Raw genomic sequence first — 23,565 nt, 5'->3', positions numbered from 1 at the left:
CCATCCCCTGCACGGAGACCATCATGGCTGCGACGACTCTGGCTCTGCCCACCGCGGATGCAAGCGCGTCACCGGCGCTGTCGCTCGGTTCCGCCCACGGCGCCATCCTTGCCCTTGACCTGGGCACCACCACCGGCTGGGCGAGCCTGACGGGCGGGATCGTTCACAGCGGCACCGCCACGTTCCGGCCTGGGCGCTTCGATGGCGGCGGCATGCGCTATCTTCGCTTCCAGCGCTGGCTGACCCAGCTGGCCAATGACACCGGCGGCTTGGCATCGGTCTATTTCGAAGAGGTCCGGCGCCATGTCGGCACCGATGCCGCGCACCTCTATGGCGGTTTTCTCGCGACCTTGAGCGCGTGGTGTGAGCGCGAGGGCGTCGCTTACCAGGGCGTGCCGGTCGGCACCATCAAGCGCCACGCCACCGGTAAGGGCAATGCCGACAAGACAGCGGTGCTGGCCGCGATCCGGGCCCGCGGCTTCACCCCGGCCGACGACAACGAAGCCGACGCCATCGCCATCCTGCTGTGGGCCATCGACACCCGCGGAGGTGTGCTGTGAACTGGACACCGAGCCTGGTCGAGGAACGGCTGACGGAAGCGGCCTTCGTGCTCAAGCGCCTACCCGAACCCCGGCGGCAGGGGTATTTCAGCGTGTGGCCGGAGATCACTCACAGCTTCGCCGACAAGGTGGGCCAGGCCCCGCGCCCGATGAACATCGTGCCGTCGCCGGCCGCCATCAGCCGCATGGAGGAAACGCTGAGCTGGACCGTCGGCCTCGATCCGGTCGACGGCAAGATCGTCTGGTTGCGCGCCTTCGGCGAACGCTGGAAAATCATCTGCTGGACGGTCGGGCTGCAGCGCTCGGCCGCCCACGAGCACTGGCTCTATGCGCTGTGCGTGATCGCCTTCAAGCTTAATGGTCGGCGGCTCAATCGCAATCTGTCGAAGCGCAACGTCATCGCGCTGGCGAGCGCGGTGCAGCGGTGAGCACTGGCGCGGGAAGTGTCCGGCGGACACTTTTCGCACAGACGAAAGGCCCGGTCTTGGGGTAGATTTCGACTATCCTCGGGAGAGGCGCGCGGGGACGACAGCCCGGCACCGAATTGTTACTCGAAAGGCCTAAGCCTTTGATAATTTTGGTTCCTTCCTGGCATACAACCTATGCGGGAGGGCGAGGCGCAGCGTATCGCTAGCGTCATGGCGGATTTTTTGGGAAGCCACCCGGAAGCCAGAAGCCGCCGCCCACCCCTGAAACCTTCGTAACATCAGACACATGAGCCACCCCGCCGGGTGGATGCCCCCTGGATTTCGGGAGTCCACCCGGAGGCCAGCGGACACCCGCGTCTGGAATCCAGCTCGCGGAAGCGGCCCGATCATCGACAGGACCACACATGACCCTCGCCTTCGCCCCGGAGCGGATCGAGATGTGGCCGCTGGCGCGCCTGCAGCCCTACGCCAAGAACGCCAAGGTGCACGGGCCCGATCAGGTCGCCAGGATCGCCGCCAGCATGGTCGAGTTCGGCTGGACGGTGCCGTGCCTGGTGGCGGAGGATGGCGAGTTGATCGCGGGGCACGGCCGGGTGCTGGCGGCGACGCAGCTTGGGCTGACCGAGGCGCCGGTGATTGTGCTGGGCCATCTGACCGAGGCGCAGCGGCGGGCCTATCGTCTGGCAGACAATCGGCTCGCCGAAAGTCCGTGGGACGAAGCGCTGCTCGCCGGCGAACTGCAGGATCTGCTGGCCGAAGATTTCGATCTGTCGCTGGTCGGCTTCGCGGACGGCGAACTCGACAAGCTGCTCGCCTTCGCTCCGGAGGCGGACGGTGCAGACGGTGGCGCCGGCGGCTCGGTGCCGCCGGTCATCATCCCCGAGCCGCCGCGCAATCCGGCGTCGCGCACCGGCGATCTGTGGCTACTTGGCGGCCATCGGCTGCTGTGCGGCGACAGCACAAAACGCGAGGATGTTCGTCGGCTGATGAACGGCGAGCGCGCCGTGCTGTTCGCGACCGACCCACCGTACCTCGTCGATTACGATGGCTCCAACCATCCGACGCGCAACAAAGACTGGTCGCCGTCCTACGGCGTGACCTGGGACGACGCCAGCCAGGGCGCCGAGCTCTATGACGGCTTCATCGCCGCCGCCGTGGCCGAGGCGATCACCGAGGACGCCGCCTGGTACTGCTGGCACGCCTCGCGCCGCCAGGCGATGCTGGAGGCGTGCTGGGAGAAGGCCGGCGCCTTCGTGCATCAGCAGATCATCTGGGTGAAGGATCGGGGCGTGCTGACCCGGTCGCATTATCTCTGGAAGCATGAGCCATGCTTCATGGGCTGGCGCCGCCCGAACCGTCCGCCAAAGGTGGCCGACGAGACGCTGCCTTCGACCTGGGAGATGCCGGGCTTCGCCAAGGACGAGCGGCCCGATCATCCGACGCCGAAGCCGCTCGAGGCGTTCGGGATCCCGATGCGCCAGCATGTCGCCCGCGGCGGGCTCTGCTACGAGCCGTTCTCGGGGTCAGGCTCGCAAATCATGGCGGGCGAGGCCAACGGCCGGCGCGTCTACGCGATGGAGATCAGCCCGGCCTATGTCGATGTCGCCATCGAGCGCTGGCAGGCCGAGACCGGCCGTGCCGCGATCCTCGATGGTGATGGAACGACGTTCGCCGAGATCAAGGTCCAGCGGCTTGGTGCCGGCACCGACGCGGCGGCGGCATGATGCAGTCGCGCACCATGTCGCTGATCGAATCCGCGACCAACGTCGTCGTGGGCTACGTGCTGGCAATCGCCACGCAGATCGTGGTGTTCCCATGGTTCGGGATCGATGCCGCGTTCCGCGAGCATCTCGCCATCGGGCTCTCCTTCGTCGGCGTGTCGCTTGCCCGCGGCTATCTGCTGCGGCGACTGTTCGAGGCGATCCGAGTTCGTGGGACAGATTGAAAAACCGCCGCCCAGGCGGGCGGCGGCATCGGCTGTTCGAAGCTGCAACGCATCAGGCAGGCGGCAATTTGTAGATTCGCCCCCTCCCTTCGACCTTCTCCGACGTGACGTCGAGGCCGAGCTTCTTCTTGAGCGCGCCGGCGATGGCGCCGCGCACGGTGTGCGATTGCCATTCGAGAGCGGCGACGATCTCGTCGATGGTCGCGCCATCGGGCGCGCGCAGCATGGCGATCAGCTTCGCCTGCTTGGTGTTCTCGCGCGTGCGGCGGGCGGCACCACTCGGCCCGGTTTCGGCATTGGCCGTTGCGAGAGCGGGATCACTCGCCGTAGCGTCGTCGATCTGGACGGCGTCGGGCGCCGGCCCCGACATTTCATTGGCGTCGGGATCGGCATCGATTTCGATCCCGAGCGCTATGAGCGCGGCGTCGGTGACCACCAGCGTAACACCGTGGCCGTTGCGCTTCTTTCGCCAGATCGGGTCACCGTTCCTGGCGTCGACCTCTGCGATGAAGCCCTTGGCGGCGAGGCTGTCGATCACCTTGTTGGCGGCGCCGCCCTTGAGGCGCTCGGGCAGCGGCAGGACGAGGCGGTCGTCGCGCTGGCAGGCGGCCGAGAGAATCACGAGTTGCGTGTCGGAAAGACGGGCCATGGGATGGCGTCCTGTGCTGAAGGGGCCACGACCATCGTGGCGCTCCTACAGCCCCGAGCCCCGGTCGCGCGTCGCGACGCGGGGCTATTCAGGCGCGGAAGGGGTGCTTGATCACTCGGCGTGTTCGCCCTCCTTGAACGCGCTGTCGGTGATGCGCTTGAGGAGTTCGGCATAATGGGCGAGCGTCCCGACATGGCCCCAGTGGACCTCGTCGGGATGGATCTCGAAATGCTCGTCGCTGAGGGCCTGAAGTCGGGCCAGCATGGCGTCGATCTCGGCCTTCCTGGCGATGAAGGCGTCGAGGACCTTGGCGTTGTCGGTGCGGCGGGACATCGGGGATCTCCTTGGTTCGTGATCCCATTGAGGCTCGTTTCCGCGGCACCATCAAGCGGATAAGCGCATCATTTCTCTAGGAAAACTGGCGTTTTCTACGCGGACCTTCGGTTCATTGCTGTTTCGGAGCTTAAGATGCAGGGCATGAGCGAGCGCCGGTACGCCGCCCATGTCGGGCTGTCGCGGGGCGCGATCCAGAAGGCGAAGTCCGCCGGTCGGCTGGTTCTGTTTGCCGATGGCTCGATTGACGCCGCGGCCAGCGACGCCAGGCGCACGGCCACGACCGACCCCGCCAAGCAGCGCCAAGACTCCGGCGACGCCAAGATGAAGCCGGTGCCGGACGCGGCGCTCTCGGCGGTCGGTGACACGCTGCGCGAAAATGGTCTTGCGGCACCCATCACCGGCGGGGGAACGACCTTCCTGCAGGCCAAGACCGCCAACGAAGTGCTGAAGGCCCAGGAGCGTCGGCTGCGCCTTCAGAAGATGAAGAACGAGCTGATCGACCGTCCGCGGGCGATCGCGCTGGTGTTCCAGCTGGCGCGCGAGGAACGGGATGCGTGGGTGACGTGGCCGGCACGGGTGGCGGCGTTGATGGCGGCCGAGCTCGACATCGATCCGCGCCGGATGCAGACAGTGTTGGAGGCGCAGGTTCGTGCGCATCTCGCCGAACTCGCCGAGATCCGGCCCGGCTTCAGATGATCTGATCGACTTCGAGGGTGCCGATGCGATCACGGCGGCGTGGCAGCGCGGCCTCACGCCGGATCCGGACCTCACCGTGTCGGCGTGGGCGGACCGGCATCGTGTGCTGAGCGCGCGGGCGTCGGCCGAGCCCGGCCGCTATCGCACCGCTCGCGCGCCCTATATGCGGGCGATCATGGATGCGCTGTCGCCGGCGCATCCGGCGCGTCGCATCGTGGTGATGAAGTCGGCGCAGGTCGGGTTCACCGAGGCCGGCAACAATTGGATCGGCTATGTGATCCACCACGCGCCGGGGCCGATGCTGGCGGTCCAGCCGACAGTGGAATTGGCCAAGCGTTTTTCTCGGCAGCGCATCGATCCCTTGATTGCCGAGAGTCCGGCGCTCAGGGAACGGGTGAAGCCGGCCCGCGCGCGCGATGCCGGCAACACGGTGCTGTCGAAGGAGTTTCCGGCTGGGCTGCTGATCATCACCGGCGCCAATTCGGCGGTCGGGCTGCGCTCGATGCCGGCGCGGTATCTGTTCCTCGACGAGATCGACGCCTATCCGGCGTCGGCCGATGAGGAAGGCGATCCCGTCGCGCTGGCCGAGGCGCGCACGCGCACCTTCGCCTGGCGGGCCAAGGTGCTGATGGGCTCGACGCCGACGGTGCGCGGCCTGTCGCGGATCGAGCGGGAGTTCGCAGCGTCCGATCAGCGGCGCTTCTTCGTGCCGTGTCCGCATTGCGGCCACATGCAGTGGCTGAGGTTCGAACGCCTGGTTTGGGAGAAGGGCCGCCCGGAGACGGCGACCTACACCTGCGAGGGCTGCGAGCAGCCGATCGCCGAGCACCACAAGACTTCGATGCTCGCCGGCGGCGATTGGCGGCCGACGGCGCAGTCGGCCGACCCTGGCACCATCGGGTTCCATGTGTCGGCGCTCTATTCGCCGGTGGGCTGGATGTCGTGGGCCGATATTGCGCGGGCGTGGGAGGCGGCGACCACCGACGACGAGCGGCGGAGCCTGAAGAACACCATCCTCGGCGAGACCTGGCAGGAGCGCGGCGACGCGCCGGAGTGGCAGCGGCTTTATGATCGCCGCGGTCCCGCTCGCCTCGGTGTCGTGCCGAGCGGCGGCCTGTTCCTGACCGCCGGCACCGATGTCCAGAAGGACCGGATCGAGGTCTCGGTCTGGGCCTGGGGTCGCGGGCTGACCAGCTGGCTGGTCGATCACGTGGTGATCGAGGGCGGGCCGGAGCGCGTCGCGTGCTGGGCGGCGCTCACCGATCTGCTCGGCCGGACTTGGCCGCATGCCCATGGCCCCCGGCTTGGCCTCGTCAAGCTGGCGATCGACACCGGCTATGAGGCGCCGGCGGTCTATGGCTGGGCCCGCAAGGCCGGCTTTTCGCAGGTTGCGCCGGTCAAGGGCGTCGAGGGCTTCAACCGCACCGCCCCGGTGATGGGTCCGACCTTCGTCGACGCGACCGAGGGCGGGCGCAAGCTCAAGCGTGGCGCACGGCTGTGGACGATCGCGGTCTCGACCTTCAAGGCCGAGACCTACCGGTTCCTCCGGCTCGACCGGCCGACCGACGAGGAGCGTGCGGCGGGCGCCGTCGATCCGCCGGGGATGGTCCATCTGCCGCAGGGCACCGAGGCGGAATGGGTCAAGCAGCTGGTCGCCGAGCAGCTGGTGACAGTGAAGACCAAGCGCGGCATCGGCAAGCTCGAATGGCAGAAGCTGCGCGAGCGCAACGAGGCGCTGGACTGCCGGGTCTATGCCCGGGCCGCCGCCTGGATCGCCGGCGCGGACCGCTGGTCCGAGGACAAGTGGCGCGATCTGGAGGACCAGGTCGGCCCGCTGCCGGCGGCTGTGGCGACTGCGGAGACCGCTCCGCCCGCCACCGCCGGGGTGTTGACGCGCCCAGTGCCGCTGGCGCCCAAGCGTGCCAGCCAGTGGCTCGGCGCGCGCGCGAAATGGTTGTGAACGATGCCTTGGACGACCACCGAACTCGATGCGCTCAAGCGCGCCTACGCCAGCGGCACGCTGCGGGTGAGCTACGACGGCAAGACGGTGGAGTATGGCTCGGCCGATGATCTGTTGAAACGGATCCGCACCATCGAGTCCGAGATGGCAGCGGCGAGCGGGTCCGGGCGGCCGGTTGCCGGCTTTGCCACCTTCAGTCGGGGAGATCGATGAGCGGGGCGAGCCTGATCGACCGGATCGTGGCATGGGTTGCGCCCGAGGCCGGGGTGCGGCGGGCGCGGGCCCGGCGCAGCTTCGATGCCATCGCGTCCGGCCGGCGGGGATATGACGGCGCGGCGCGCGGCCGGCTGACCTCCGGCTGGCGGGCGCCCGGCACCTCGGCGGACGCCGAGATCGCCGCCTCCGGTGCGCTGCTGCGCGACCGCATGCGCGATCTGGTGCGTAACAACCCGCACGCGGCCAAGGGAGTGTCGGTGCTGGTCAACAACATCGTCGGGGCCGGCATCATCCCGCGGGCGGCGACCGGAAGTGCCCGGCTCGACGACAAGGTCAACGCCCTGTGGGAGGCGTGGTCGGCGCAGTGCGACGCCGACGGCCGGATGGACATCTACGGACTTGAGACGCTGGCGGTCCGGGAGATGGTCGAGGCCGGCGAGGTGCTGGTACGGCGCCGGCCGCGATTGGCCGGCGACGGGCTGACCGTGCCGGTGCAGCTGCAGGTGATCGAGGCCGATCTGTTGGACTCGACCCGCAACGGCGATCTCACCGATGGCGGCCGCGTGCTGCAGGGTGTCGAGTTCGACCCGATCGGCCGGCGCCGCGCCTATTGGCTCTACGCCCAGCATCCCGGCGAAGCGGTGGCTTCGCTGCGCCGGCGGTTCGACAGCGTGGCGGTGCCGGCGCGGGATGTGGTGCATCTTTACGAGCGCCAGCGCACGCAGGTGCGCGGGGTGCCGTGGGGGGCGCCGGTGATGCGGGTGCTGCGCGACCTCGACGACTGGACGGTCTCCGAACTGAAGCGCAAGCAGATCGAATCCTGTGTCGTCGGGGTCGTGCTGGGTGCCGACGAGCCGGACCAGGGCATTGCGCCCTCGGTCGTCGACGCCGACGGCAAGCGGATCGAGCAGTTCGAGCCCGGACTGATCGTGTACGCCCGGGGCGGCAAGGACATCAAGTTCAACCAGCCGGCGGCTACGGCTGGCACCGGCGAGTGGTTGCGGGCGCAGTTGCACATCGTGGCGGCGGGCTTCCGCATGCCCTACGAGTTGCTGACCGGCGACCTCAGCCAGGTCAATTATTCCTCGATCCGCGCCGGTCTCGTCGAGTTCCGCCGGCTGGTCGACGCGATCCAGTGGCAGATCGTCATTCCGCTGCTGTGCCAGCCGATCTGGGCGTGGTTCTGCGAGGCGGCGTGGGTGGCCGGCCAGCTGCCGCGCACCGCCGACAAATACATGCTGCCGGGTGGCTCCATCCCGGTTGAGTGGTCGCCGCCGAAGTTCGACGCGGTCGATCCGCTGAAGGACGCGATGGCCGATCTGCTGGCGCTGCGCTCCGGCACGATGTCGCTGGCGCAGGCGATCGCCCGTCAGGGCCACAACCCGGATGCCGTGCTCGCCGAGATCGCGGCGATGAACGCCAAACTCGATGAACTCGGCCTCGTGCTCGACTCAGATCCCCGCCGCGTCACCAAGACCGGCGTGATGCAGGCGGCATCAAGCGATCCATCCTTGGCCTGACCTTCAAGGACATCCTCATGACCTATCATGTCAACCTGCCGCCGCTGATGCGGGCGGCGGACCTCATGCCGGCCACCATCGACCGCGACGAGCACACCATCGAGGTGGTGTGGTCGACCGGCGCCCGCGTGCGCCGGCATCCGTTCTTCGGCGAACCGTTCGACGAAGAGCTGGCGATGGAGCCGGGCAAGGTGCGGCTCGACCGGCTGAACAGTGGCGCGCCCCTGCTCAAGGTGCATGACGCCTCCGCGCTCGACAGTGTGATCGGCTCGGTGGTGCCGGGCAGCGCCCGGATCGAGGGCGGCTGCGGTCTGGCGCGGGTGCGGTTCTCCGATCGGGAGGATGCGCAGACTGTCTGGCGCGACATCGAGGCCGGGCACATCCGCGCGGTGTCGATCGGCTATCAAGTGCACAAATACGAGGTGTCGAAACGGGACAGCGGGCCCGAACTGTGGCGCGCCATCGATTGGACCCCCTTCGAGATCTCGGCGGTGCCGATCGGCGCCGATGCCGCGGCCGGCTTCCGGTGGCAAGACCGTCTCATCCCCTGCGTCGTCCAGCGCGCCGACGCCCAGCCTATGGAGTCAGTCCCGATGGACGACACGACCGTCGACACGACGGCGGAAACCCTGCGTTCCGCCGAGCTGGCCCGTTCCACTGATGCCGCAAAGCCTGCACCGGATGCGGAGGCAATTGCGACCCGCGCCCGCGACGCCGAGCGCGAGCGCGTATCGACCATCCATGATCTGGTCGGACGTCTCAACCTCGAACGCGGTGTTGCCGACGATCTCGTGAAGCGCGGCGTCAGCCTCGACGAGGCCCGGCGCGAGGTTATCGACATGGTTGCAGCAAAGGCCAATGAGACCCGCATCTTCCCGCACGTCTCGGTGCCGCTCGGCGGGCGCGACGAGCGAGTGACCCGCCGCGAGGCGGTGGCCAATGCGCTCCTCCATCGCTACGCTCCGACGCTGTTCCCGCTGACCGATCCCGCACGCGAGTATCGCGGCATGACGCTGCTTGAACTTGCTCGCGAGCAGCTGAGTTCGGTGGGCGTCAACGTCCGTGGCCTCTCTCGTGACGAGATCGCCACGCGTGCGCTGCATTCGACCTCCGACTTTCCCGAGATCCTCTCGGCGGTCACCAACAAGACGCTGCGGCAGGCCTATGACGTCTATCCGCGCACCTTCGTGCCGTTCTGCCGGCAGGTTCTCGCGACCGACTTCAAGGCCCTCAACCGCGTCCAGATCGGCGAGGCGCCGCAGCTGCTCAAGGTGGCCGAGGGCGGCGAGTTCCGGCGCGGCACGCTTGCCGAGTCCAAGGAGAGCTATCGCCTGGAAACCTATGGCCGGGTGGTTGCGATCACCCGTCAGGTGCTGATCAATGACGATCTCGACGCCTTCACTCGCATTCCGGCCATGTACGGCACGGCGATCGCCACCCTTGAGAGCGATGTCGTGTGGGGGATCGTGACCGCCAACGCCAATATGGCCGACGGCGTTGCGCTGTTCCACGCGACGCACAAGAACCTGGCCTCGTCGGGCGCGGCGCTCAGCGCGACGTCGCTCGGTGCGGCCCGCGCGGAGATGGCAAAGCAGACCGGCCTCGACAAGAAGACCGTGCTCAACATTCGCCCGGCCTATGTGCTCGTGCCGGCCGCGCTCGAACTGACGGCCGAGCAGCTGATTGCCCAGAACCTCGTGCCGGCGAAGACGGCGGACGTGGTGCCGCAGTCGATCCGCACGCTGACGCCGATCGCCGAGCCGCGGCTCGACGCCGTCAGCCTCACGGCATGGTACCTCGCCGCCAACCCCGCCCAGATCGACACCATCGAATACGCCTACCTTGAGGGCCAGCAGGGCCCGTACATCGAGACCCGCAACGGCTTCGATGTCGACGGCGTCGAGATCAAGTGTCGCCTCGACTTCGGCGCCAAGGCAATCGACTGGCGCGGGCTCTATCGCAATCCCGGTGCCTGATCCGGCCAACTCCCCTGACACTGAACCCTGACGAGACGGGCGGCCATCGTGCCGCCCCTCGTTTTTCCACGAAAGGAATGCGTGATGAGGAATTACGTCCAGCCCGGCAACACCATCACGCTTGCCGCGCCCTATGCCGTGACGTCCGGCGACGGCCTGCTGGTCGGCTCGATCTTCGGCGTGGCGATCGCGGCGGCGGCCCTGAACGATCCGGTCGAAACCATCGTCGATGGCGTGCTCGACCTCAAGAAAGTCGGCTCGCAGGCCTGGACCGTCGGCGCCAAGGTCTATTGGGACAACACCAACAAGCAGACGACCACGACGGCCTCCGGCAACACGCTGATCGGGGTGGCGGTCGAGGCGGTCGGCAGCGGCGCCGGCGAGACCATCGGGCGCGTGCGGCTCAATGGCAGCTTCTCATGAACGCGTTTGCCGCCGCCATCGATGCGATCTTCGAGGATCCGAACATCGGCGTGGCGGCGATCTGGCAGCCGGGCGGCACCCCGCCCGGTGTTGCCGCGCGGGTCATCCGGAAATCCCCTGACGTCACCGAGGCATTCGGCAGGACCAGCGTCGTGCTGCCGACGCTGGTGCTGGATGTCCGTACGTCGGATGTCGCCCGCCCGCAGGATGGCGACGCGGTCGAGATTGCGAGCGAGAGCTTCAAGATCATCGGCGCGCCGACGATCGACAGCCTCGGCCTTGTGTGGTCGTGCGAAGCGGTGCAGGCCTGACATGCGGATCGCCGTCGAGATCGACGATCTCCGTCAGGTGATCGCTGCGAGCGAGCAGGATGTCGAGCGCGCGATCACGTCCGGCATGAAGGCCGTGACCACCGGCCTCAAGGACGCGCTGCGCCAGGATGTGGTCTCGGCCGGATTGGGGGCGCGGCTGTCGCGGACCTGGCGCGGCCGGACCTATCCCGAGACCGGGACCAGCCTGGATGCGGCCGCTTATGTGTGGTCGAAGGCGCCGGTGATCATTGATGCCTTCGACCGCGGCGTGACGATCCGATCGAAGGCTGGCTTCTGGCTGGCGATCCCGACGCCGGCGGCCGGCAAGACTGGCCTTGGCGAGAGTGGCGGGCGCAAGAAGATCACGCCGGGCGGCTGGGAGCGGCGCACCGGCATGCGACTTCGCTTTGTCTATCGCCGGACGGGTTCGAGCCTGCTGGTCGCTGACGACAGCCGCATCAATAAGAAGGGGCTTGCGGTGAAGAACCGGCGCAAGAGCGGCCAGGCCACAACGGTGGTGTTCCTCTTGGTGCCGCAGGTGTCGCTGCGCAAGCGGCTCGACATTGATGCCATCGTCCGGACGTGGACCGGGCGCGTGCCGTCGCTGATTGCCCAATACTGGTCCGGGTGATGCTGGATCAATCCGCTTTCCGCCGGGCTGCCGTCTTGTAGATTTCGTTGCGTTCCCGCTTGCCGACGGCGACAACGAGAACCAGCAGCTCCAGGTCCCGAACCTCATAGACCAGCCGATAACCGGCGCTGCGCAGCTTAATCTTGTAGCGTTCCTTTGCGCCATGGAGACGCGCGGAGGGAATATTCGGGTTTTCCAATCTCTCGGCGAGCTTGGCCTTGAACTGGTCTCGCATGGTGCTGTCGAGCTTGCGCCATTCCTTCAACGCCTCGTCGAGGAAGGCGAGCTCATAGCTCATCGAGCGAAACCTTGTGGATCGCCTGACCCTCGCGAGCGTCCGCGATGGCGTTCAACTCAAGGTCTTCGAGCCGCTCCAGCAGTTCCTCGTAAGCCTTGGCCGGGATGCAATAGAAGGCCGGTTCGTTGCGGTTGAGGATCGCGACGGGGAAGCCTTCGCCGGCAGCGACCGTGCCCATGGGATTTTTCTTCAGGTCCGAAATGCTGGCGACCGTAGTGGCGTGAACGGCATGCGCCATGGTGGAGCCTCCTTGTTGGTCCTCTAAATAGCACTCTTAACAGGTCTTTCCAAGCCCGTCGCCGGCCTGCTTCAAAGCGAGACCATGACCTCGAAGCGTGAGACCATTCTCGATGCGCTCACCGCGCGGATCGCCGCGGCGCTGCCGGGGGCCGAGGTAAAGCGCAATGCGGCCAAGGCTGAGCGGATTGGCCCCGGCGGTCTGGTGATCGTCCGCGATGGCGACCCCGGCGAGCCGGAGGTCACGCTGTCGCCGGTGAGCTACCTCTACCACCACCGGATCGCCGTCGAGGTGGCGGCCTATTCGAGCGCGACGCTGTCGCGCGAGGCTGTCCTCGACGGCATGCTGGCGGCGATCGGGGCGGCGATCGCGTCCGACCGGACGCTCGGTGGCCTAAGCGACTGGATCGAGGCGGAGGCACCGCTCACCGCCGACGTCGAGACGCTGGGCGCCCAGCCCGGGCGGACCGCTGAACTGACGGTCCTCGCCGTCTACGCCACGCCCGACCCGCTGACCTGACAAGAGGAGCATCGATATGGCACGCGCACGCGGCGCCAACGCCGTGATGGCGATGGCGTTCGAGACAACCTATGGCACATCGCCCGGCTCGGGCTACAAGAAGGTGCCGTTCGTCTCTGCAGCCCTCGGTGAACAGCAGAACCTGATCGAAAGCGATCTCCTGGGCTATGGCCGTGAACCGCAGCCGCCGGCGCGCGACGTTATCAACAACGACGGCGACGTCGTCGTCCCGCTCGATCTGCGCAACTTCGGCACCTGGCTCAAGCTGGTGTTCGGCAACCCGACGACGACGCAAGGGGTGGCGGCAACCGGGGCCGTCACCTTCAGCGCGCAGCCGGCCAACAACGCCACGATCACCATCGGCGGCGCACCCTGGACGTTCGTGTCGAGCGGCGTCACCGGCGACAAGAGCCTGATCGGCGCCACGCTGCAGGAGACCCTCGCCAATGCAGTGATCGGGCTCAACAAGAGCGCAACAGTGGCGCTCACCGGACAGACCTACGCGCTCGACCTGACCGGAACGATTATCCTCATCACCTCCAAGACCATCGGCACCGGCGGCAACAGCGTCACGCTCGCCGCCAGCACGTCGCCGGCGTCGAACGGTACGGTATCGGGCGCCACGCTCTCGGGCGGGTCGGCGTCGGGCCCCTATAATCACGTCTTCACCTCCGGCGCCTTGTCGCTGCCATCGGCATCGATCGAGGTCGGCCTGCCCGAGGTGCCGAGCTACGGCATGAACTTCGGCGCGATGGCCGACAAAGTGTCGATCCAGCTGCAGCGCTCGGGCCTGCTCAACGCCACCTTGAGCCTGATCGCACAGGGCGAGACCCGCGCCGCCACCTCCGGTGCCGGCACGCCGACGGAAACCGCGCTGGAGCGGTTCTCGCAGTTTTCCGGCGCCATCCGCCGCGATGGCGTGCCGCTCGGCAACGTCGTGTCCGGCACGTTCACCTATGCCAATGGCCTCGACAAGGTGGAGATCATCCGATCCGACGGCCGGATCGCCGGCGCCGACCCCGCAATGCTTGCCGTCACCGGACAGATCGGCGTCCGGTTTGCCGACACCACGCTGCTCGATCTCGCTGTCGGCGGCACCGCGGTCGAGCTGGTGTTCGAATGGTCAATTTCCGCCAGCAAGCTGCTGCGGTTCGTCGCGCACGCCGTCTATCTGCCCCGCCCGAAGCTGCCGATCTCTGGCCCGGGCGGCGTCCAGGCCACCTTCGACTGGCAGGCGGCCAAACATTCGACGCTGGGCAAGACCTGCACTGCCACCCTCATCAATGACGTCGCGAGCTACTGAGATGAGGGCTCTCGCGTTTCTGGTGATCCCGTTCGCCTGGCGAACGGTGCGGGACACCGGCGTCAACATCTACCAGGAGAACGCGGTCACTGGCGCTCGCCGCGTCCTGAACCGTTGCTGCGGATATCAGCCAATTTGTCGGGCGTGGCTCGGCGGCGGAGATTTCGACGAACGTCCGGTTCCGCCGAATTGCCGATCGAGCGGCGTTCCGCTGATCTTGGAGAACAGGAGAAGCTGACATGATCCGTCTCGACCTCTCCCGCGATCCGAAATGGGTCGACCTCGGGCATGGCGTACGGGTGCTGGCGGCGCCGCTCACCTCCGCCGTGATGATGGCGGCGCGATCCGACCTCCGCGAGGCGCTGCCGGGCGACGGCGGGGCCGCCGGGCACGCCGCTGCGGTGGCGCTGGTGAAGGCGATCGCGCGCATGGTGATCCGGGACTGGGACGGCATCGGTGACACCGACGGCAACCCCTTGCCGCCGACCCCCGAGCGCATCGACGCGCTGCTCGACTTGCCGCCGCTTTACGACGCGTTCGAGCGCGACCTTGTTGGGCCGGCATTGCTGTTGGCCGACGAAAAAAACGCATCAGCGCCCTCGCCGAATGGCATTTCGGCGGGGGCGGCAGCTATTGCGAAGCCTGCCCGACGCCGTGCCAAACCTGCCCCTACCGGGTGAATGCACCGCGGACCGTCGAGGGCATCGGCGTCTGGGACGTGATCGTCAAATGCGCCGGCCAGGTGCGGACCACCGGCGGGGCGGTCACCGGCCTTGACTTTGCGGCGGTGTTCCGGCTCGCCGACGCCCTCGGCGTCGATCCCTTCGTTCTGGCCGAATGCCTGCCGGCGGTGGAAGCGGTGATCGTCAGCAAGCTCAACGAACAGATTGCCAATCGGTGATTCTATGACCGACCGTCAGATTGCCATTCGTCTCGCCGTCATCGACGGCGGCAAGGCGAAGGCGGAACTCCGCGCGGTCGGCGAGGATGGCGAGCGCGCGCTCCGGCGCATCGGCGATGCCACGACCGCGGCCAACACGAAGCTGCGCCTCGTCAACGCCGTGACCCAGGAGGCGCGCGGGCACCTCGACGCCATGGCGTCGAACGCAGGGCTTGCCGGCGCTGCCTTGGGCGGGTTGGGATCGGCCGGGCTCGTGGCTGCGGCTGGACTTGGAGCGGTCTCGCTCGCGCTCACCGCCGGCCTGCGCGAGTCCGCCGAGGCCGAGAAGGTGCAGGCGCGGCTCGAAGGCGTGCTGAAGGCGACCGGCTTTGCGGCCGGGCTGACCGGCCAGGAAATCTCCAACCTCGCGGATGAGATCGAGGGCTATTCGCTCGCGAGCGCCGAGAGCGTCAAGGAGGCGGCCGGCATTCTGGCGACGTTTCGCTCCGTCTCTGGCGACACCTTCACCCGCGCCATCCGGCTGGCGCAGGACCTCTCGGCGGTATTCGGCCAGTCGCTCGCCTCATCGGCGACCCAGCTCGGCAAGGCGCTCGAAGACCCCGAGCAGGGACTGACCGCGCTGCGGCGCGTCGGCGTCTCCTTCACCGACACCCAGAAGGAGATGATCGTCGGGATGATGAAGCTCGGCGATGTCGCCGGAGCGCAGAGGGCGATCCTTGACGCCCTCGAACAACAGGTGGGCGGCGCCGGGCGTGCCGAAGGCAGCGGTCTGGCGGGCGCCTTCTTCCGCGCCTCCGATGCCGTCGGCGACCTCTTGAAGAAGTTCGTCCTCGTGACCGGAACGCACGACGCCGTCCGGTTCGCGCTCGACAACATCGCCAAGGGTGCGCAACGCCTCACCGGTGCTCTTGATGCGGCCGACCTTGGCCGGCAGGTGGTCGAGGCGAACCGGCAGCTCCTCGAGGCGCAGAAGCAGCTCGACGACGCCCGGGCGACCGCCCGGCAGACGGGTCTCGATGTCGACCGCGCGCTCGCCGAGTCCTGGCAGCGCGAGGTGGACCGGCTCAGCGGGCGGGTTGACAGCCTGATCGCCCAGGGCCGGGCCGAGGTCGAGGCCGTCGACACCGCCCGCGCCGGTGCGCAGGCGGCCCAGGACGAGCGCCGCCGCGACACGCTCAAGGGCATCGTCGCGGAGATTGACAAGGCTGGGCAGGCCTATGACAGCCTGCCCGAGAAGATCGCACGCGCTCGCGCCGAAGAAGAGCATCGGCGGGAGACGATCCGGGCGACCCTTCTCCCCGATGGCTCGAACCGGGCCGAGATCGACGCCGCGCTCGCCGCATCCCGCGACCTCGAACAGCAGCGGATCGCCGCACTTGAGAAGAGCGCGTCGAAGACCGATGAGGCGCGCGAGGCAGAACGCCGGCGCAAGGAGATCCTCCGCGAGGTCAAGAAGGTGACCGAGGAGATCTGGACCCCGGCCGAGAAATACGCCGCGACCATTGAGAAATTGAATGGCCTGCTCGCCTCCGGCGCGATCGACCAGGAGACCTATGCGCGGGCCGTCTCCCACGCCCGCGAGGAGATGGAAAAGGGCGAGAAGGCTGCGCTCGCCAAGGCGACCGATGCCGCCTCGGGCGTGCGCCGGGCGATCAACAACTACATGGAGGACGTGAGCAACGCCGCCAAGGTGGCCGAGCAGGCCACAAGAAGCGCGCTTGGGCACATCGAGGACGCCCTCGTGACGATGGTGACCACCGGCAAGTTCCAGTGGAAGAGCCTCGTCGATTCGATCGTCGCCGATCTTGTCCGGCTTCAGATCCGCCAGCTTCTCGGCGGCCTCACGTCCGGACTGTCCGGTGGCGGCGGGCTGTTCGCCGGCTTGTTCGGCGGCGTCGGATCGACCTCCGGGCCGGTCGCCGCCGCCAGCCAGATGTTCGGCTCACCGATCTATCACGGCGGCGGTCTCGTCGGCGCCGGCGGGGCATCGCGCATGGTTCCGGCGCTTGCCTTCGCCGGTGCGCCACGGCTCCACGATGGCGCCTATCTCAAGCCCGACGAGGTGCCGGCCATCCTGCAGCGTGGCGAGCGGGTGCTGAGCCGGCGTGAGGCGGCCGATTATCAGCGCGGCCGCGAGGTCCCGGTGGTGCTGACCTTCAACGTCACGACGCCAGACGCGTCGTCCTTCCGCCGCGCGCAATCGCAGATCACCGCCGAGATGGCGGCGGCGATCGAGCGCGCCCGGCGCAATCTGTGAGGTGCGGCAATGGGGTTCCACGACGTCCGCTTCCCCGACGCCATTGCCCGCGGCGCCACCGGCGGCCCGGAATATTCGACCGACATCATAACGGTGGCCTCCGGCTTCGAGCAGCGCAACATCAACTGGCAGGCCTCGCGCGCCCGCTACGACATCGGCACTGGCATCCGCACCCGCGAGCAGATGGCCGAGGTGATCGCCTTCTTCCGCGCCCGCAAGGGTCGCGCGTATGGCTTCCGGTTCCGCGACTGGACCGATTTTGAGGCCACCGGCCAGGAGATGGTGCCGACCGCCGACCCGCTGGTCTGGCAATTGGTGCGGCGCTATGCCAGCGGCCCGGTCGAGGAGGTCCGCCTGATCACCAAGCCCGAAGCAGGGAGCGTCATGGTGCGCGTCAATGGCACGCCGGCCAGCGTCACCATCGACCCTCTGACCGGCAAGGTGACGTTCCCGTCGGCGCCGGCGGCGACGCCCTACGCCGACGTCCGCTTCGACGTGCCGTGCCGGTTTGATGCCGACCATCTGCCGGTGGTGGCGACGGCCTATCACCTGCAGCAAGTCTCGTCGATCCCGATCGTCGAGATCCGCGCCTGACGGACGCCGACATGAAAACCATGAGTTCCGGCCTCGCCGCCCATCTCGACGGCGAAGTGACGACGCTGGCCTGCCTGTGGCGGCTTGAGCGCACCGACGGCTGGGTGCGCGGCTTCACCGACCACGACCAGGACATCACCTATCTCGGGCTGACCTATGTCGCCTCGACCGGCTTCCTGCCGTCGGCGATCAAGTCCGGGTCGGACCTCTCGGTCGACAATCTCGACGTCGATGGCTTCCTCGATGACGATGCGCTCCGGCCCGAAGACCTCACCGCCGGCCGGTTCGACGGCGCGCGCATCGACATGATGCTGGTCAACTGGGCTGACCTCGCACAGGGGCACATCCTGCTGCGCCGCGGCTGGCTTGGCGAGGTGAAGCGCGCCGATCAGCGCTTTTCGGCCGAGGTGCGCGGCCTCGCTAACCGGCTGCAGCAGACCGCGGGCAATCTCTATTCGCGGCTGTGCCGCACCAGCCTCGGATCAAGCGAATGCACGGTGAACCTCACGCCGCTCACCGACACGCTGGCCATCTCGGCGGTGGCATCCGGCGACACCTTCACCGTGCCGACGTCGCGCCCGGATGGGTTCTTTGCCTTCGGCACCTGCACCTTCCTGTCGGGCGCCAATACCGGCGCCGCGACCGAGATCCTCTCCCATGTCGGCCAGTCGGTGACGCTGTTCACGCCGATGCCGCGGCCGATCGCGGTCGGCGATCAGGTTCGCCTCGCCGCCGGCTGCGACAAGACCATCGAGACCTGCCACGCTCGGTTCGGCAATGTGCTGAACTTCCGTGGCGAGCCGCATATCCCCGGCAACGACAAGGTCTTCAGCTATCCGGTGCGGGATTGATGTATACGCGCGATGACATCATCGCCGAGGCGCGCTCGTGGATCGGCACGCCCTGGCACCATCAGGCGTCGCTGAAGGGCGTCGGCTGCGATTGTATCGGCCTCATTCGCGGCGTCGCCAAGCCCTTCCTCGGCGAGATCGCGATCCCGCTCGACTATCCGGCGACCTGGCACCTCTATCGCGCCGAGCCGCGCATGTATCTCGGCTTCAAGGCGCTCGCCGAGGAGATCGACCCCGCCGAGGCGCTGCCCGCCGATATCCTGCTGTTCGGCGCCGGCAAGGGGCCGGCGCACCATTGCGCGTTCGTGCCACCGCACGGTGGGCTGATTCACTGCTACCAGGAGGCCGGGCGCGTGGTCGAACAGGGGTTTTCCGATTTCTGGCGGCCGAAGCTCCGGCACGCCTTCCGGTTTCCGGGGTTCTGATGGCGCGCCTTGCCCTCTCCGTCGGCGGCATGGTGCTCGGCAACATGCTGCTGCCGGGCATCGGCAGCGCCATTGGCGGCGCGCTCGGCGCCTATGTCGGCGGCATCATCGACCAGCAGCTGTTCGGCTCGGGCACGCCCGATCAGACCGTCTATGGCGCGCGGTTGCAGGACCTGCGGGCCCAGTCGTCGAGCTATGGCAGCGTGATCCCGACGCTTTACGGCAAGGGGCGCCTCGCTTCGAACATCATCTGGATGCGCGGCTTCCACGAGGAAACGCGCACCACGACCGAGACGGTCGGCGGCGGCGGTGGCAAAGGTGGTGGCGGCGGAGGCGGCGGATCGACCCGGACAACGGTCGAGTACCACTATTATTGCGACGTCGCGATCGGGCTCTGCCAGGGGCCGATCGCATCCGTGCCGCGGGCCTTCGCTGACGGCAATGCGCTTGACCCCGCCCATGTCGGCGACATGCGGGTCTATCCCGGATCGCAGACGCAAGGCGCCGATCCGCTGATCCAGGCTGTCGAGGGGGCGGCGAACACGCCGGCCTATCGCGGGCTTGCCTACGTCGTGCTCGAGCGCTTGCACATCACGCCCTACGGCAACCGCCTGCCGCAGCTTTCGTTTGAAGTGGTGACCTGATGGCCCAGCTCGTGCTCACGATCGCCGGCAGCGCATTTGGCCAGGCGGTCGGCGGAGGCCTTGGCCAGGGACTCGGCGCGCTGTTCGGCGCGACCATCGGCGGGCTCATCAATCAGCAGCTGTTCGGGCCGCAGACCGATCGCCGCGTGGTCGAGAGCGGCAAGATCACCGACGTCCGCCTGTCCGGCTCGGCCTATGGGCAGGTGCGGCCCAAGGTCTATGGCCGCGGGCGTTTGCCTGCCAACATCATCTGGGCGCGCGGCATCCGCGAAGAGGTGCGCACGACGACGGAAACCACCGGCGCCGGTGACGGCAAGGGCGGGTTTGGTGGCGGCGGGAACAGTGGTGGCCAGACGGTCACGACGACAACCTACCACTACTATGCCGACGTCGCGCTGGGCTTGAGCGAGGGGCCGCTGACCTCGGTCTATCGTATCTGGGTCGATGGCCAGCCGCTCAACACCGATGACGTGGATGAAGTTCGCATCTATTACGGCGATGAGGCGCAGCAGCCCGACCCGCTGATCGAGGCGGTCGAGGGCGCCGACCGCACGCCGGCGTTTCGTGGCACCGCCTATGTCGTGCTGGAGAACCTCTACCTCACGGCGTTCGGCAACCGCTTTCCCAATTTCGAGGTCGAGGTGTTCTGCGGGTCGCCCTCGGGCACCTCCGACGCGCGCCATCTCATCGAGAGCATCTGCCTGATCCCGGCCTCCGGCGAATTCGCCTATGACCCGGACATCGTGTTCTCGAACCGGCACGGCGCCGGCACCGGCTTCAAGGCCGCGATCAACGTCCATGCCGGCTCAAAGCGGGCCGACTTCGCAGTGGCGATCGACAATCTCAAGCGCGAACTGCCGAACGTCGAATGGGTCGCGCTGGTCTATGCCTGGTTCGGCACCTCGCTTGATGTCGGAGCTTGCGCGCTGCGGCCCGAATGCGAAGTCGGCGTCTATGTCGACCAGGTGCCCGAAAGCCGCCCGCATGTCTGGAGCGTCGCCGGCATCGGCCGGCTGCTCTATCTCCTGAACGGTGCCGTGTCCGGCACGCCGCACTGGCCGACGGTGTCGTCCTACACGCGGCCGGACGGCTCGTCCGGCCTGTCGTATGGCGGCACCATCGATGATGGCGCGATGGTGCGCGCCACCCAGCACCTCAAGGCGCGCGGGCTGAAGGTTCTGTTCTATCCCTTCATCATGATGGACATTCCGCCGCCCGATCCGGCGCCGTTCCCGTGGCGCGGTCGTATCACCGGGGCGGCGGCCGACGTGCCGGGGTTCTTCACCCGGCCGGACGGCTATCTGCGGTTCATCCGCCATTGCCTGACGCTGTGCGAGCAGGCCGGCGGTGTCGACGGCTTCGTCATCGGCTCGGAGATGGTCGCGCTCAACCGCATCCTTGACGCCGGCGGCGCCTATCCCGCCGTGCCGTACTGGCAGCAGATCGCGGCCGAGGCCAAGACCCGGCTCGGCAGCACCTCCATCGTCACCTATGCCGCGAACTGGGACGAATACCGCTACCACGACCGCGGCAATGCCACGGTGGACTTCCCGCTCGATGCGCTGTGGGCCGATCCCAACATCGATGTCGTCGGGATCGACGCCTATTTTCCGCTGACCGACGCGCCGCGCGCGGTGCATGACAAGGCGGCGATCCGTGCCGGCTGGGCAGGCGGCGAACTGATCGACTATTACTATGCCAGCGCGGTCGATCGAGATCTTGCGCGGCGCGGTCTTGATCCGCAGCGATCCGTGATCACCGATCGCTTCTGGGCGCTCAAGGATCTGAAGTACTGGTGGGAGACGGAGCACGTCCCGCGCGTGAACGGCACCCCGAGTGGTCCGCCGACCGCCTGGGTGCCGCAATCGAAGCCGATCTGGTTCACCGAGTTCGGCATCCCGACGGTCAATTGCGCCACCAACCAGCCCAACGTCTTCATCGACCCCAAATCGTCCGAGAGCTTCGCACCCTATTATTCGACCGGCACTGTTGATCGCGTCGTCCAGCGCGCCGCAATCGAGGCGACCGAGGACTACTGGCGCGACCCGGCCAACAACCCGGTCTCATCCCTCTCAGGCGCCTCGATGCTCGGCCGGCGCTTCGTGTGGTGCTGGGATGCACGGCCCTATCCCTGGTTTCCGACGCTCTCGAACGTGTGGAGCGACGGCGTGAACTTTCGGCTCGGCCACTGGATCAACGGAAAGATCGGCAACATGCGCCTCTCCGACATCGTTGCCGATCTGTGCCGGCGCGCCGGGCTTGCCTCATCGGAGTTCGATGCCTCTGCGCTCGACGACGAGGTGGTCGGCTATGTGGTGACCGAGCGCAAATCGATCCGCGACATGATCGCGGTGCTGCAGACCGCCCATTTCTTCGACTGCGTCGAGCGCGACGGCAAGCTGGTGTTCGTCAAGCGCGGCGGCGGCACTCTCGTCCCCATCGATCCGAACGATCTCGGTGCCTCCGACAGCGACAGTGACCGGTCAAAGGTCAAGGTCGAGCGGACCCAGGACACCGAGCTGCCGATCGCCGTCGATGTCGTGCATATCGACGAGGGCCGCGACTACCAGTCCTCGACCGTCACCATCAAGAAGCAGGTCGGGCGCTCCGACAGCGTGACGACCTTCTCGCTGCCGATCGTGCTCTCGATTGAGCAGGCGCAGACCATCGGCCAGCGGGCGCTGCGGGAGATGTGGCAGGGCCGCGAGGCGATCGACCTCCGGCTGCCGACCCGATGGCTTAAAGTTGACCCGACCGACCTCATCGAGGTGCCGATCGATGGCGTGCTGCGGCGATACCGCGTGACGTCGATCACCTACGGCAAGCCCGGCCTCGTGCTGGTGCGCGGCCAGGCGACCGACGGCGGCAATCCGGACTATGTCACCGCGCCAACGGGATCGGGCAGCATGCCGCCGGTTGCGGCCGACCCCGTGCCGCCGGTCAAGATCGAACTGCTCGACATGCCGATCATCATCGATGCGCACGACGCGTCGGCGGCATCGTTCTATATGGCGGCGTGCCCGATCGGCGGCGGCCGGTTCCGCGGCGCGAGCCTGTTCCAGCCGACCGCCGACGGGCTCGACTACACCACCGCGGCGGTCGCGACGCTGGCCTCGACCATGGGCGCGACGGTGACGGTGCTCCCGCCCGGGCCGGTCTGGACCTGGGACCGCGGCAACAGCGTCGAGGTCCAGCTCGATGACGGCACGCTGCAATCTCTTCCAGACGAGCGCATTCTGGCCGGCGCCAACGCCGCGCTGATCGGCGATGAGGTGATCCAGTTCGCCACCGCCGAGCTGATTGCCGCCAGCCGCTATCGCCTGTCGCGGCTGCTGCGCGGGCAGCGCGGCACCGAGCACGAGGTCACGACGCATCCCGCCGGCGTAAGGTTCGTACTGCTCGACCCGGCCCGACAGGTGCGCCCGGCCTTCTCGGTCTCTCGGCTGGGGATCGCGACCGCCTACAAAGGCGCGCCGGTGCCGGAGGGTCCAGCCGGCAGCCACGCCATCGACGTGCCGTTCACCAATGGTGGGCGCGGCCTCAAGCCCTTCGCGCCGGTGCAGCTCAAGGCCCGGCGCGAGGCCTCCGGCGACGTGCGCCTGGCCTGGATCCGCCGCAGCCGCGTCAGTGGCGATGCCTGGTTCGCCGAGATCCCGCTCGGCGAAGAGGCCGAGGACTACGACGTCGCGATCCTGAACGGAGAGGCCGTCGTGCGCACGACGCGCGTCGGCGCGCCAAGTCTCGTCTATACCGCGGCCCAGCAGACCGCCGACTTCGGATCGCAGCCGGCGGCGCTCAAATGGCGCGTCGCCCAGGTCTCGCGCGTCTACGGCGCCGGCCAGCCGACCGAGGTCACCTCGGTGCTCTGACCAGCGCACGATCTC

General features: G+C 67.8%; 26 protein-coding genes. 22 read left to right on the top strand and 4 right to left on the bottom strand.

All coding sequences use genetic code 11. From position 1 onward, the window contains the following. The first annotated feature begins 20 nt into the window (after window positions 1–20). The 4 genes from BVIR_RS05995 (at window position 21) to BVIR_RS05980 (ending at window position 2,933) form a co-directional block, all read left to right on the top strand. A complete protein-coding gene (locus BVIR_RS05995) occupies window positions 21–560 on the top strand; it encodes a crossover junction endodeoxyribonuclease RuvC (RefSeq protein ID WP_417852055.1) in 540 nt (179 codons plus the stop codon). Then, window positions 557–988: a DUF6362 family protein gene (locus tag BVIR_RS05990; protein ID WP_055036873.1), complete on the top strand. Its 432-nt coding sequence runs from the start codon at window positions 557–559 to the stop codon at window positions 986–988. Before BVIR_RS05995 ends, BVIR_RS05990 begins: the two co-directional genes overlap by 4 nt. A gap of 404 nt (window positions 989–1,392) precedes the next feature. Beyond that, window positions 1,393–2,712 (top strand): site-specific DNA-methyltransferase, encoded by a 1,320-nt coding sequence (locus BVIR_RS05985; protein WP_055036872.1) that lies wholly within the window; start codon window positions 1,393–1,395, stop codon window positions 2,710–2,712. Next, window positions 2,709–2,933 carry a DUF7220 family protein gene (locus tag BVIR_RS05980; RefSeq protein ID WP_055036871.1) on the top strand — a complete coding sequence of 75 codons (225 nt, stop codon included), beginning with the start codon at window positions 2,709–2,711 and terminating at the stop codon, window positions 2,931–2,933. The genes BVIR_RS05985 and BVIR_RS05980 overlap by 4 nt, the downstream gene beginning before the upstream one ends. A 52-nt stretch (window positions 2,934–2,985) precedes the next feature. On the opposite strand, the gene BVIR_RS05975 is transcribed toward BVIR_RS05980, so the two are convergent. Continuing rightward, window positions 2,986–3,582 carry a DUF3489 domain-containing protein gene (locus BVIR_RS05975; RefSeq protein WP_055036870.1) on the bottom strand — a complete coding sequence of 199 codons (597 nt, stop codon included), beginning with the start codon at window positions 3,580–3,582 and terminating at the stop codon, window positions 2,986–2,988. A 111-nt stretch (window positions 3,583–3,693) separates the two neighbouring features. Further along, complete coding sequence (locus BVIR_RS05970; protein WP_055036869.1) at window positions 3,694–3,915, bottom strand: hypothetical protein; 222 nt, start codon at window positions 3,913–3,915, stop codon at window positions 3,694–3,696. A gap of 135 nt (window positions 3,916–4,050) precedes the next feature. Between BVIR_RS05970 and BVIR_RS05965 the strand changes: the two genes are divergently transcribed. The 8 genes from BVIR_RS05965 (at window position 4,051) to BVIR_RS05930 (ending at window position 11,651) form a co-directional block, all read left to right on the top strand. Next, on the top strand, window positions 4,051–4,614 hold the full coding sequence (locus BVIR_RS05965) for a hypothetical protein (RefSeq protein ID WP_055036868.1): 564 nt from the start codon (window positions 4,051–4,053) through the stop codon (window positions 4,612–4,614). Continuing rightward, a complete protein-coding gene (locus BVIR_RS05960; RefSeq protein WP_171841654.1) occupies window positions 4,568–6,574 on the top strand; it encodes a phage terminase large subunit family protein in 2,007 nt (668 codons plus the stop codon). The genes BVIR_RS05965 and BVIR_RS05960 overlap by 47 nt, the downstream gene beginning before the upstream one ends. 3 nt (window positions 6,575–6,577) lie before the next feature. Continuing rightward, window positions 6,578–6,787: a phage head-tail joining protein gene (locus BVIR_RS05955; protein ID WP_055036867.1), complete on the top strand. Its 210-nt coding sequence runs from the start codon at window positions 6,578–6,580 to the stop codon at window positions 6,785–6,787. After that, window positions 6,784–8,310 (top strand): phage portal protein, encoded by a 1,527-nt coding sequence (locus BVIR_RS05950; RefSeq protein WP_055036866.1) that lies wholly within the window; start codon window positions 6,784–6,786, stop codon window positions 8,308–8,310. Before BVIR_RS05955 ends, BVIR_RS05950 begins: the two co-directional genes overlap by 4 nt. Window positions 8,311–8,327: 17 nt before the next feature. After that, entirely contained in the window at window positions 8,328–10,286 is a 1,959-nt protein-coding gene (locus BVIR_RS05945; protein ID WP_055036865.1) for a prohead protease/major capsid protein fusion protein, read from the top strand. A gap of 84 nt (window positions 10,287–10,370) precedes the next feature. Beyond that, window positions 10,371–10,709 carry a DUF2190 family protein gene (locus BVIR_RS05940; protein ID WP_055036864.1) on the top strand — a complete coding sequence of 113 codons (339 nt, stop codon included), beginning with the start codon at window positions 10,371–10,373 and terminating at the stop codon, window positions 10,707–10,709. Continuing rightward, on the top strand, window positions 10,706–11,020 hold the full coding sequence (locus BVIR_RS05935; protein ID WP_055036863.1) for a head-tail joining protein: 315 nt from the start codon (window positions 10,706–10,708) through the stop codon (window positions 11,018–11,020). The genes BVIR_RS05940 and BVIR_RS05935 overlap by 4 nt, the downstream gene beginning before the upstream one ends. A gap of 1 nt (window position 11,021) precedes the next feature. Next, window positions 11,022–11,651, top strand: a complete 630-nt coding sequence (locus tag BVIR_RS05930; protein ID WP_055036862.1) for a DUF6441 family protein — start codon at window positions 11,022–11,024, stop codon at window positions 11,649–11,651. Between the two features lie 7 nt (window positions 11,652–11,658). Here BVIR_RS05930 and BVIR_RS05925 read toward each other — a convergent pair whose 3' ends face one another. Beyond that, on the bottom strand, window positions 11,659–11,949 hold the full coding sequence (locus tag BVIR_RS05925) for a type II toxin-antitoxin system RelE family toxin (protein ID WP_055036861.1): 291 nt from the start codon (window positions 11,947–11,949) through the stop codon (window positions 11,659–11,661). Continuing rightward, window positions 11,939–12,187: a type II toxin-antitoxin system Phd/YefM family antitoxin gene (locus BVIR_RS05920; RefSeq protein WP_055036860.1), complete on the bottom strand. Its 249-nt coding sequence runs from the start codon at window positions 12,185–12,187 to the stop codon at window positions 11,939–11,941. The genes BVIR_RS05925 and BVIR_RS05920 overlap by 11 nt, the downstream gene beginning before the upstream one ends. Window positions 12,188–12,271: 84 nt before the next feature. Here BVIR_RS05920 and BVIR_RS05915 point away from each other — a divergent pair, with 84 nt between their 5' ends. From BVIR_RS05915 to BVIR_RS05865, 10 genes are all read left to right on the top strand, one after another. Further along, entirely contained in the window at window positions 12,272–12,706 is a 435-nt protein-coding gene (locus BVIR_RS05915; RefSeq protein ID WP_055036859.1) for a hypothetical protein, read from the top strand. Between the two features lie 16 nt (window positions 12,707–12,722). Next, window positions 12,723–14,009, top strand: a complete 1,287-nt coding sequence (locus BVIR_RS17175) for a phage tail tube protein (protein ID WP_055036858.1) — start codon at window positions 12,723–12,725, stop codon at window positions 14,007–14,009. Window positions 14,010–14,248: 239 nt separating this feature from the next. Beyond that, window positions 14,249–14,689, top strand: a complete 441-nt coding sequence (locus BVIR_RS05900; RefSeq protein ID WP_055036856.1) for a hypothetical protein — start codon at window positions 14,249–14,251, stop codon at window positions 14,687–14,689. Further along, window positions 14,686–14,910, top strand: coding sequence for a DUF7697 family protein (locus BVIR_RS05895; RefSeq protein ID WP_055036855.1), 225 nt, complete (start codon window positions 14,686–14,688; stop codon window positions 14,908–14,910). The genes BVIR_RS05900 and BVIR_RS05895 overlap by 4 nt, the downstream gene beginning before the upstream one ends. A gap of 4 nt (window positions 14,911–14,914) precedes the next feature. After that, entirely contained in the window at window positions 14,915–17,167 is a 2,253-nt protein-coding gene (locus BVIR_RS05890; RefSeq protein ID WP_055036854.1) for a phage tail tape measure C-terminal domain-containing protein, read from the top strand. Between the two features lie 9 nt (window positions 17,168–17,176). Continuing rightward, on the top strand, window positions 17,177–17,761 hold the full coding sequence (locus tag BVIR_RS05885; protein WP_055036853.1) for a DUF2460 domain-containing protein: 585 nt from the start codon (window positions 17,177–17,179) through the stop codon (window positions 17,759–17,761). Between the two features lie 11 nt (window positions 17,762–17,772). Next, window positions 17,773–18,612, top strand: coding sequence for a DUF2163 domain-containing protein (locus BVIR_RS05880; RefSeq protein ID WP_055036852.1), 840 nt, complete (start codon window positions 17,773–17,775; stop codon window positions 18,610–18,612). Continuing rightward, a complete protein-coding gene (locus BVIR_RS05875; protein WP_055036851.1) occupies window positions 18,612–19,037 on the top strand; it encodes a C40 family peptidase in 426 nt (141 codons plus the stop codon). The genes BVIR_RS05880 and BVIR_RS05875 overlap by 1 nt, the downstream gene beginning before the upstream one ends. Before the next feature lie 44 nt (window positions 19,038–19,081). Beyond that, window positions 19,082–19,681, top strand: coding sequence for a hypothetical protein (locus tag BVIR_RS05870; protein WP_236823725.1), 600 nt, complete (start codon window positions 19,082–19,084; stop codon window positions 19,679–19,681). Continuing rightward, window positions 19,681–23,550, top strand: coding sequence for a baseplate multidomain protein megatron (locus BVIR_RS05865; RefSeq protein ID WP_055036849.1), 3,870 nt, complete (start codon window positions 19,681–19,683; stop codon window positions 23,548–23,550). The genes BVIR_RS05870 and BVIR_RS05865 overlap by 1 nt, the downstream gene beginning before the upstream one ends. Window positions 23,551–23,565: the final 15 nt, after the last annotated feature.

It is taken from the genome of Blastochloris viridis (genome assembly GCF_001402875.1).
Taxonomy (GTDB): Bacteria; Pseudomonadota; Alphaproteobacteria; order Rhizobiales; family Xanthobacteraceae; genus Blastochloris; species Blastochloris viridis.
This window is presented reverse-complemented; position numbering and strand designations above follow the sequence as displayed.

Bases quoted from the DNA above. Each gene is read 5' to 3' on its own strand.
- BVIR_RS05940 (WP_055036864.1), top strand. From the start codon at position 10,371: ATGAGGAATTACGTCCAGCCCGGCAACACCATCACGCTTGCCGCGCCC.
- BVIR_RS05930 (WP_055036862.1), top strand. From the start codon at position 11,022: ATGCGGATCGCCGTCGAGATCGACGATCTCCGTCAGGTGATCGCTGCG.
- BVIR_RS05945 (WP_055036865.1), top strand. From the start codon at position 8,328: ATGACCTATCATGTCAACCTGCCGCCGCTGATGCGGGCGGCGGACCTC.
- BVIR_RS05970 (WP_055036869.1), bottom strand. From the start codon at position 3,915: ATGTCCCGCCGCACCGACAACGCCAAGGTCCTCGACGCCTTCATCGCC.
- BVIR_RS05870 (WP_236823725.1), top strand. From the start codon at position 19,082: ATGCTGCTGCCGGGCATCGGCAGCGCCATTGGCGGCGCGCTCGGCGCC.
- BVIR_RS05975 (WP_055036870.1), bottom strand. From the start codon at position 3,582: ATGGCCCGTCTTTCCGACACGCAACTCGTGATTCTCTCGGCCGCCTGC.
- BVIR_RS05925 (WP_055036861.1), bottom strand. From the start codon at position 11,949: ATGAGCTATGAGCTCGCCTTCCTCGACGAGGCGTTGAAGGAATGGCGC.
- BVIR_RS05965 (WP_055036868.1), top strand. From the start codon at position 4,051: ATGCAGGGCATGAGCGAGCGCCGGTACGCCGCCCATGTCGGGCTGTCG.
- BVIR_RS05885 (WP_055036853.1), top strand. From the start codon at position 17,177: ATGGGGTTCCACGACGTCCGCTTCCCCGACGCCATTGCCCGCGGCGCC.
- BVIR_RS05955 (WP_055036867.1), top strand. From the start codon at position 6,578: ATGCCTTGGACGACCACCGAACTCGATGCGCTCAAGCGCGCCTACGCC.
- BVIR_RS05875 (WP_055036851.1), top strand. From the start codon at position 18,612: ATGTATACGCGCGATGACATCATCGCCGAGGCGCGCTCGTGGATCGGC.
- BVIR_RS05935 (WP_055036863.1), top strand. From the start codon at position 10,706: ATGAACGCGTTTGCCGCCGCCATCGATGCGATCTTCGAGGATCCGAAC.
- BVIR_RS05985 (WP_055036872.1), top strand. From the start codon at position 1,393: ATGACCCTCGCCTTCGCCCCGGAGCGGATCGAGATGTGGCCGCTGGCG.
- BVIR_RS05950 (WP_055036866.1), top strand. From the start codon at position 6,784: ATGAGCGGGGCGAGCCTGATCGACCGGATCGTGGCATGGGTTGCGCCC.
- BVIR_RS05980 (WP_055036871.1), top strand. From the start codon at position 2,709: ATGATGCAGTCGCGCACCATGTCGCTGATCGAATCCGCGACCAACGTC.
- BVIR_RS05890 (WP_055036854.1), top strand. From the start codon at position 14,915: ATGACCGACCGTCAGATTGCCATTCGTCTCGCCGTCATCGACGGCGGC.
- BVIR_RS05865 (WP_055036849.1), top strand. From the start codon at position 19,681: ATGGCCCAGCTCGTGCTCACGATCGCCGGCAGCGCATTTGGCCAGGCG.
- BVIR_RS05915 (WP_055036859.1), top strand. From the start codon at position 12,272: ATGACCTCGAAGCGTGAGACCATTCTCGATGCGCTCACCGCGCGGATC.
- BVIR_RS05920 (WP_055036860.1), bottom strand. From the start codon at position 12,187: ATGGCGCATGCCGTTCACGCCACTACGGTCGCCAGCATTTCGGACCTG.
- BVIR_RS05880 (WP_055036852.1), top strand. From the start codon at position 17,773: ATGAAAACCATGAGTTCCGGCCTCGCCGCCCATCTCGACGGCGAAGTG.
- BVIR_RS05900 (WP_055036856.1), top strand. From the start codon at position 14,249: ATGATCCGTCTCGACCTCTCCCGCGATCCGAAATGGGTCGACCTCGGG.
- BVIR_RS17175 (WP_055036858.1), top strand. From the start codon at position 12,723: ATGGCACGCGCACGCGGCGCCAACGCCGTGATGGCGATGGCGTTCGAG.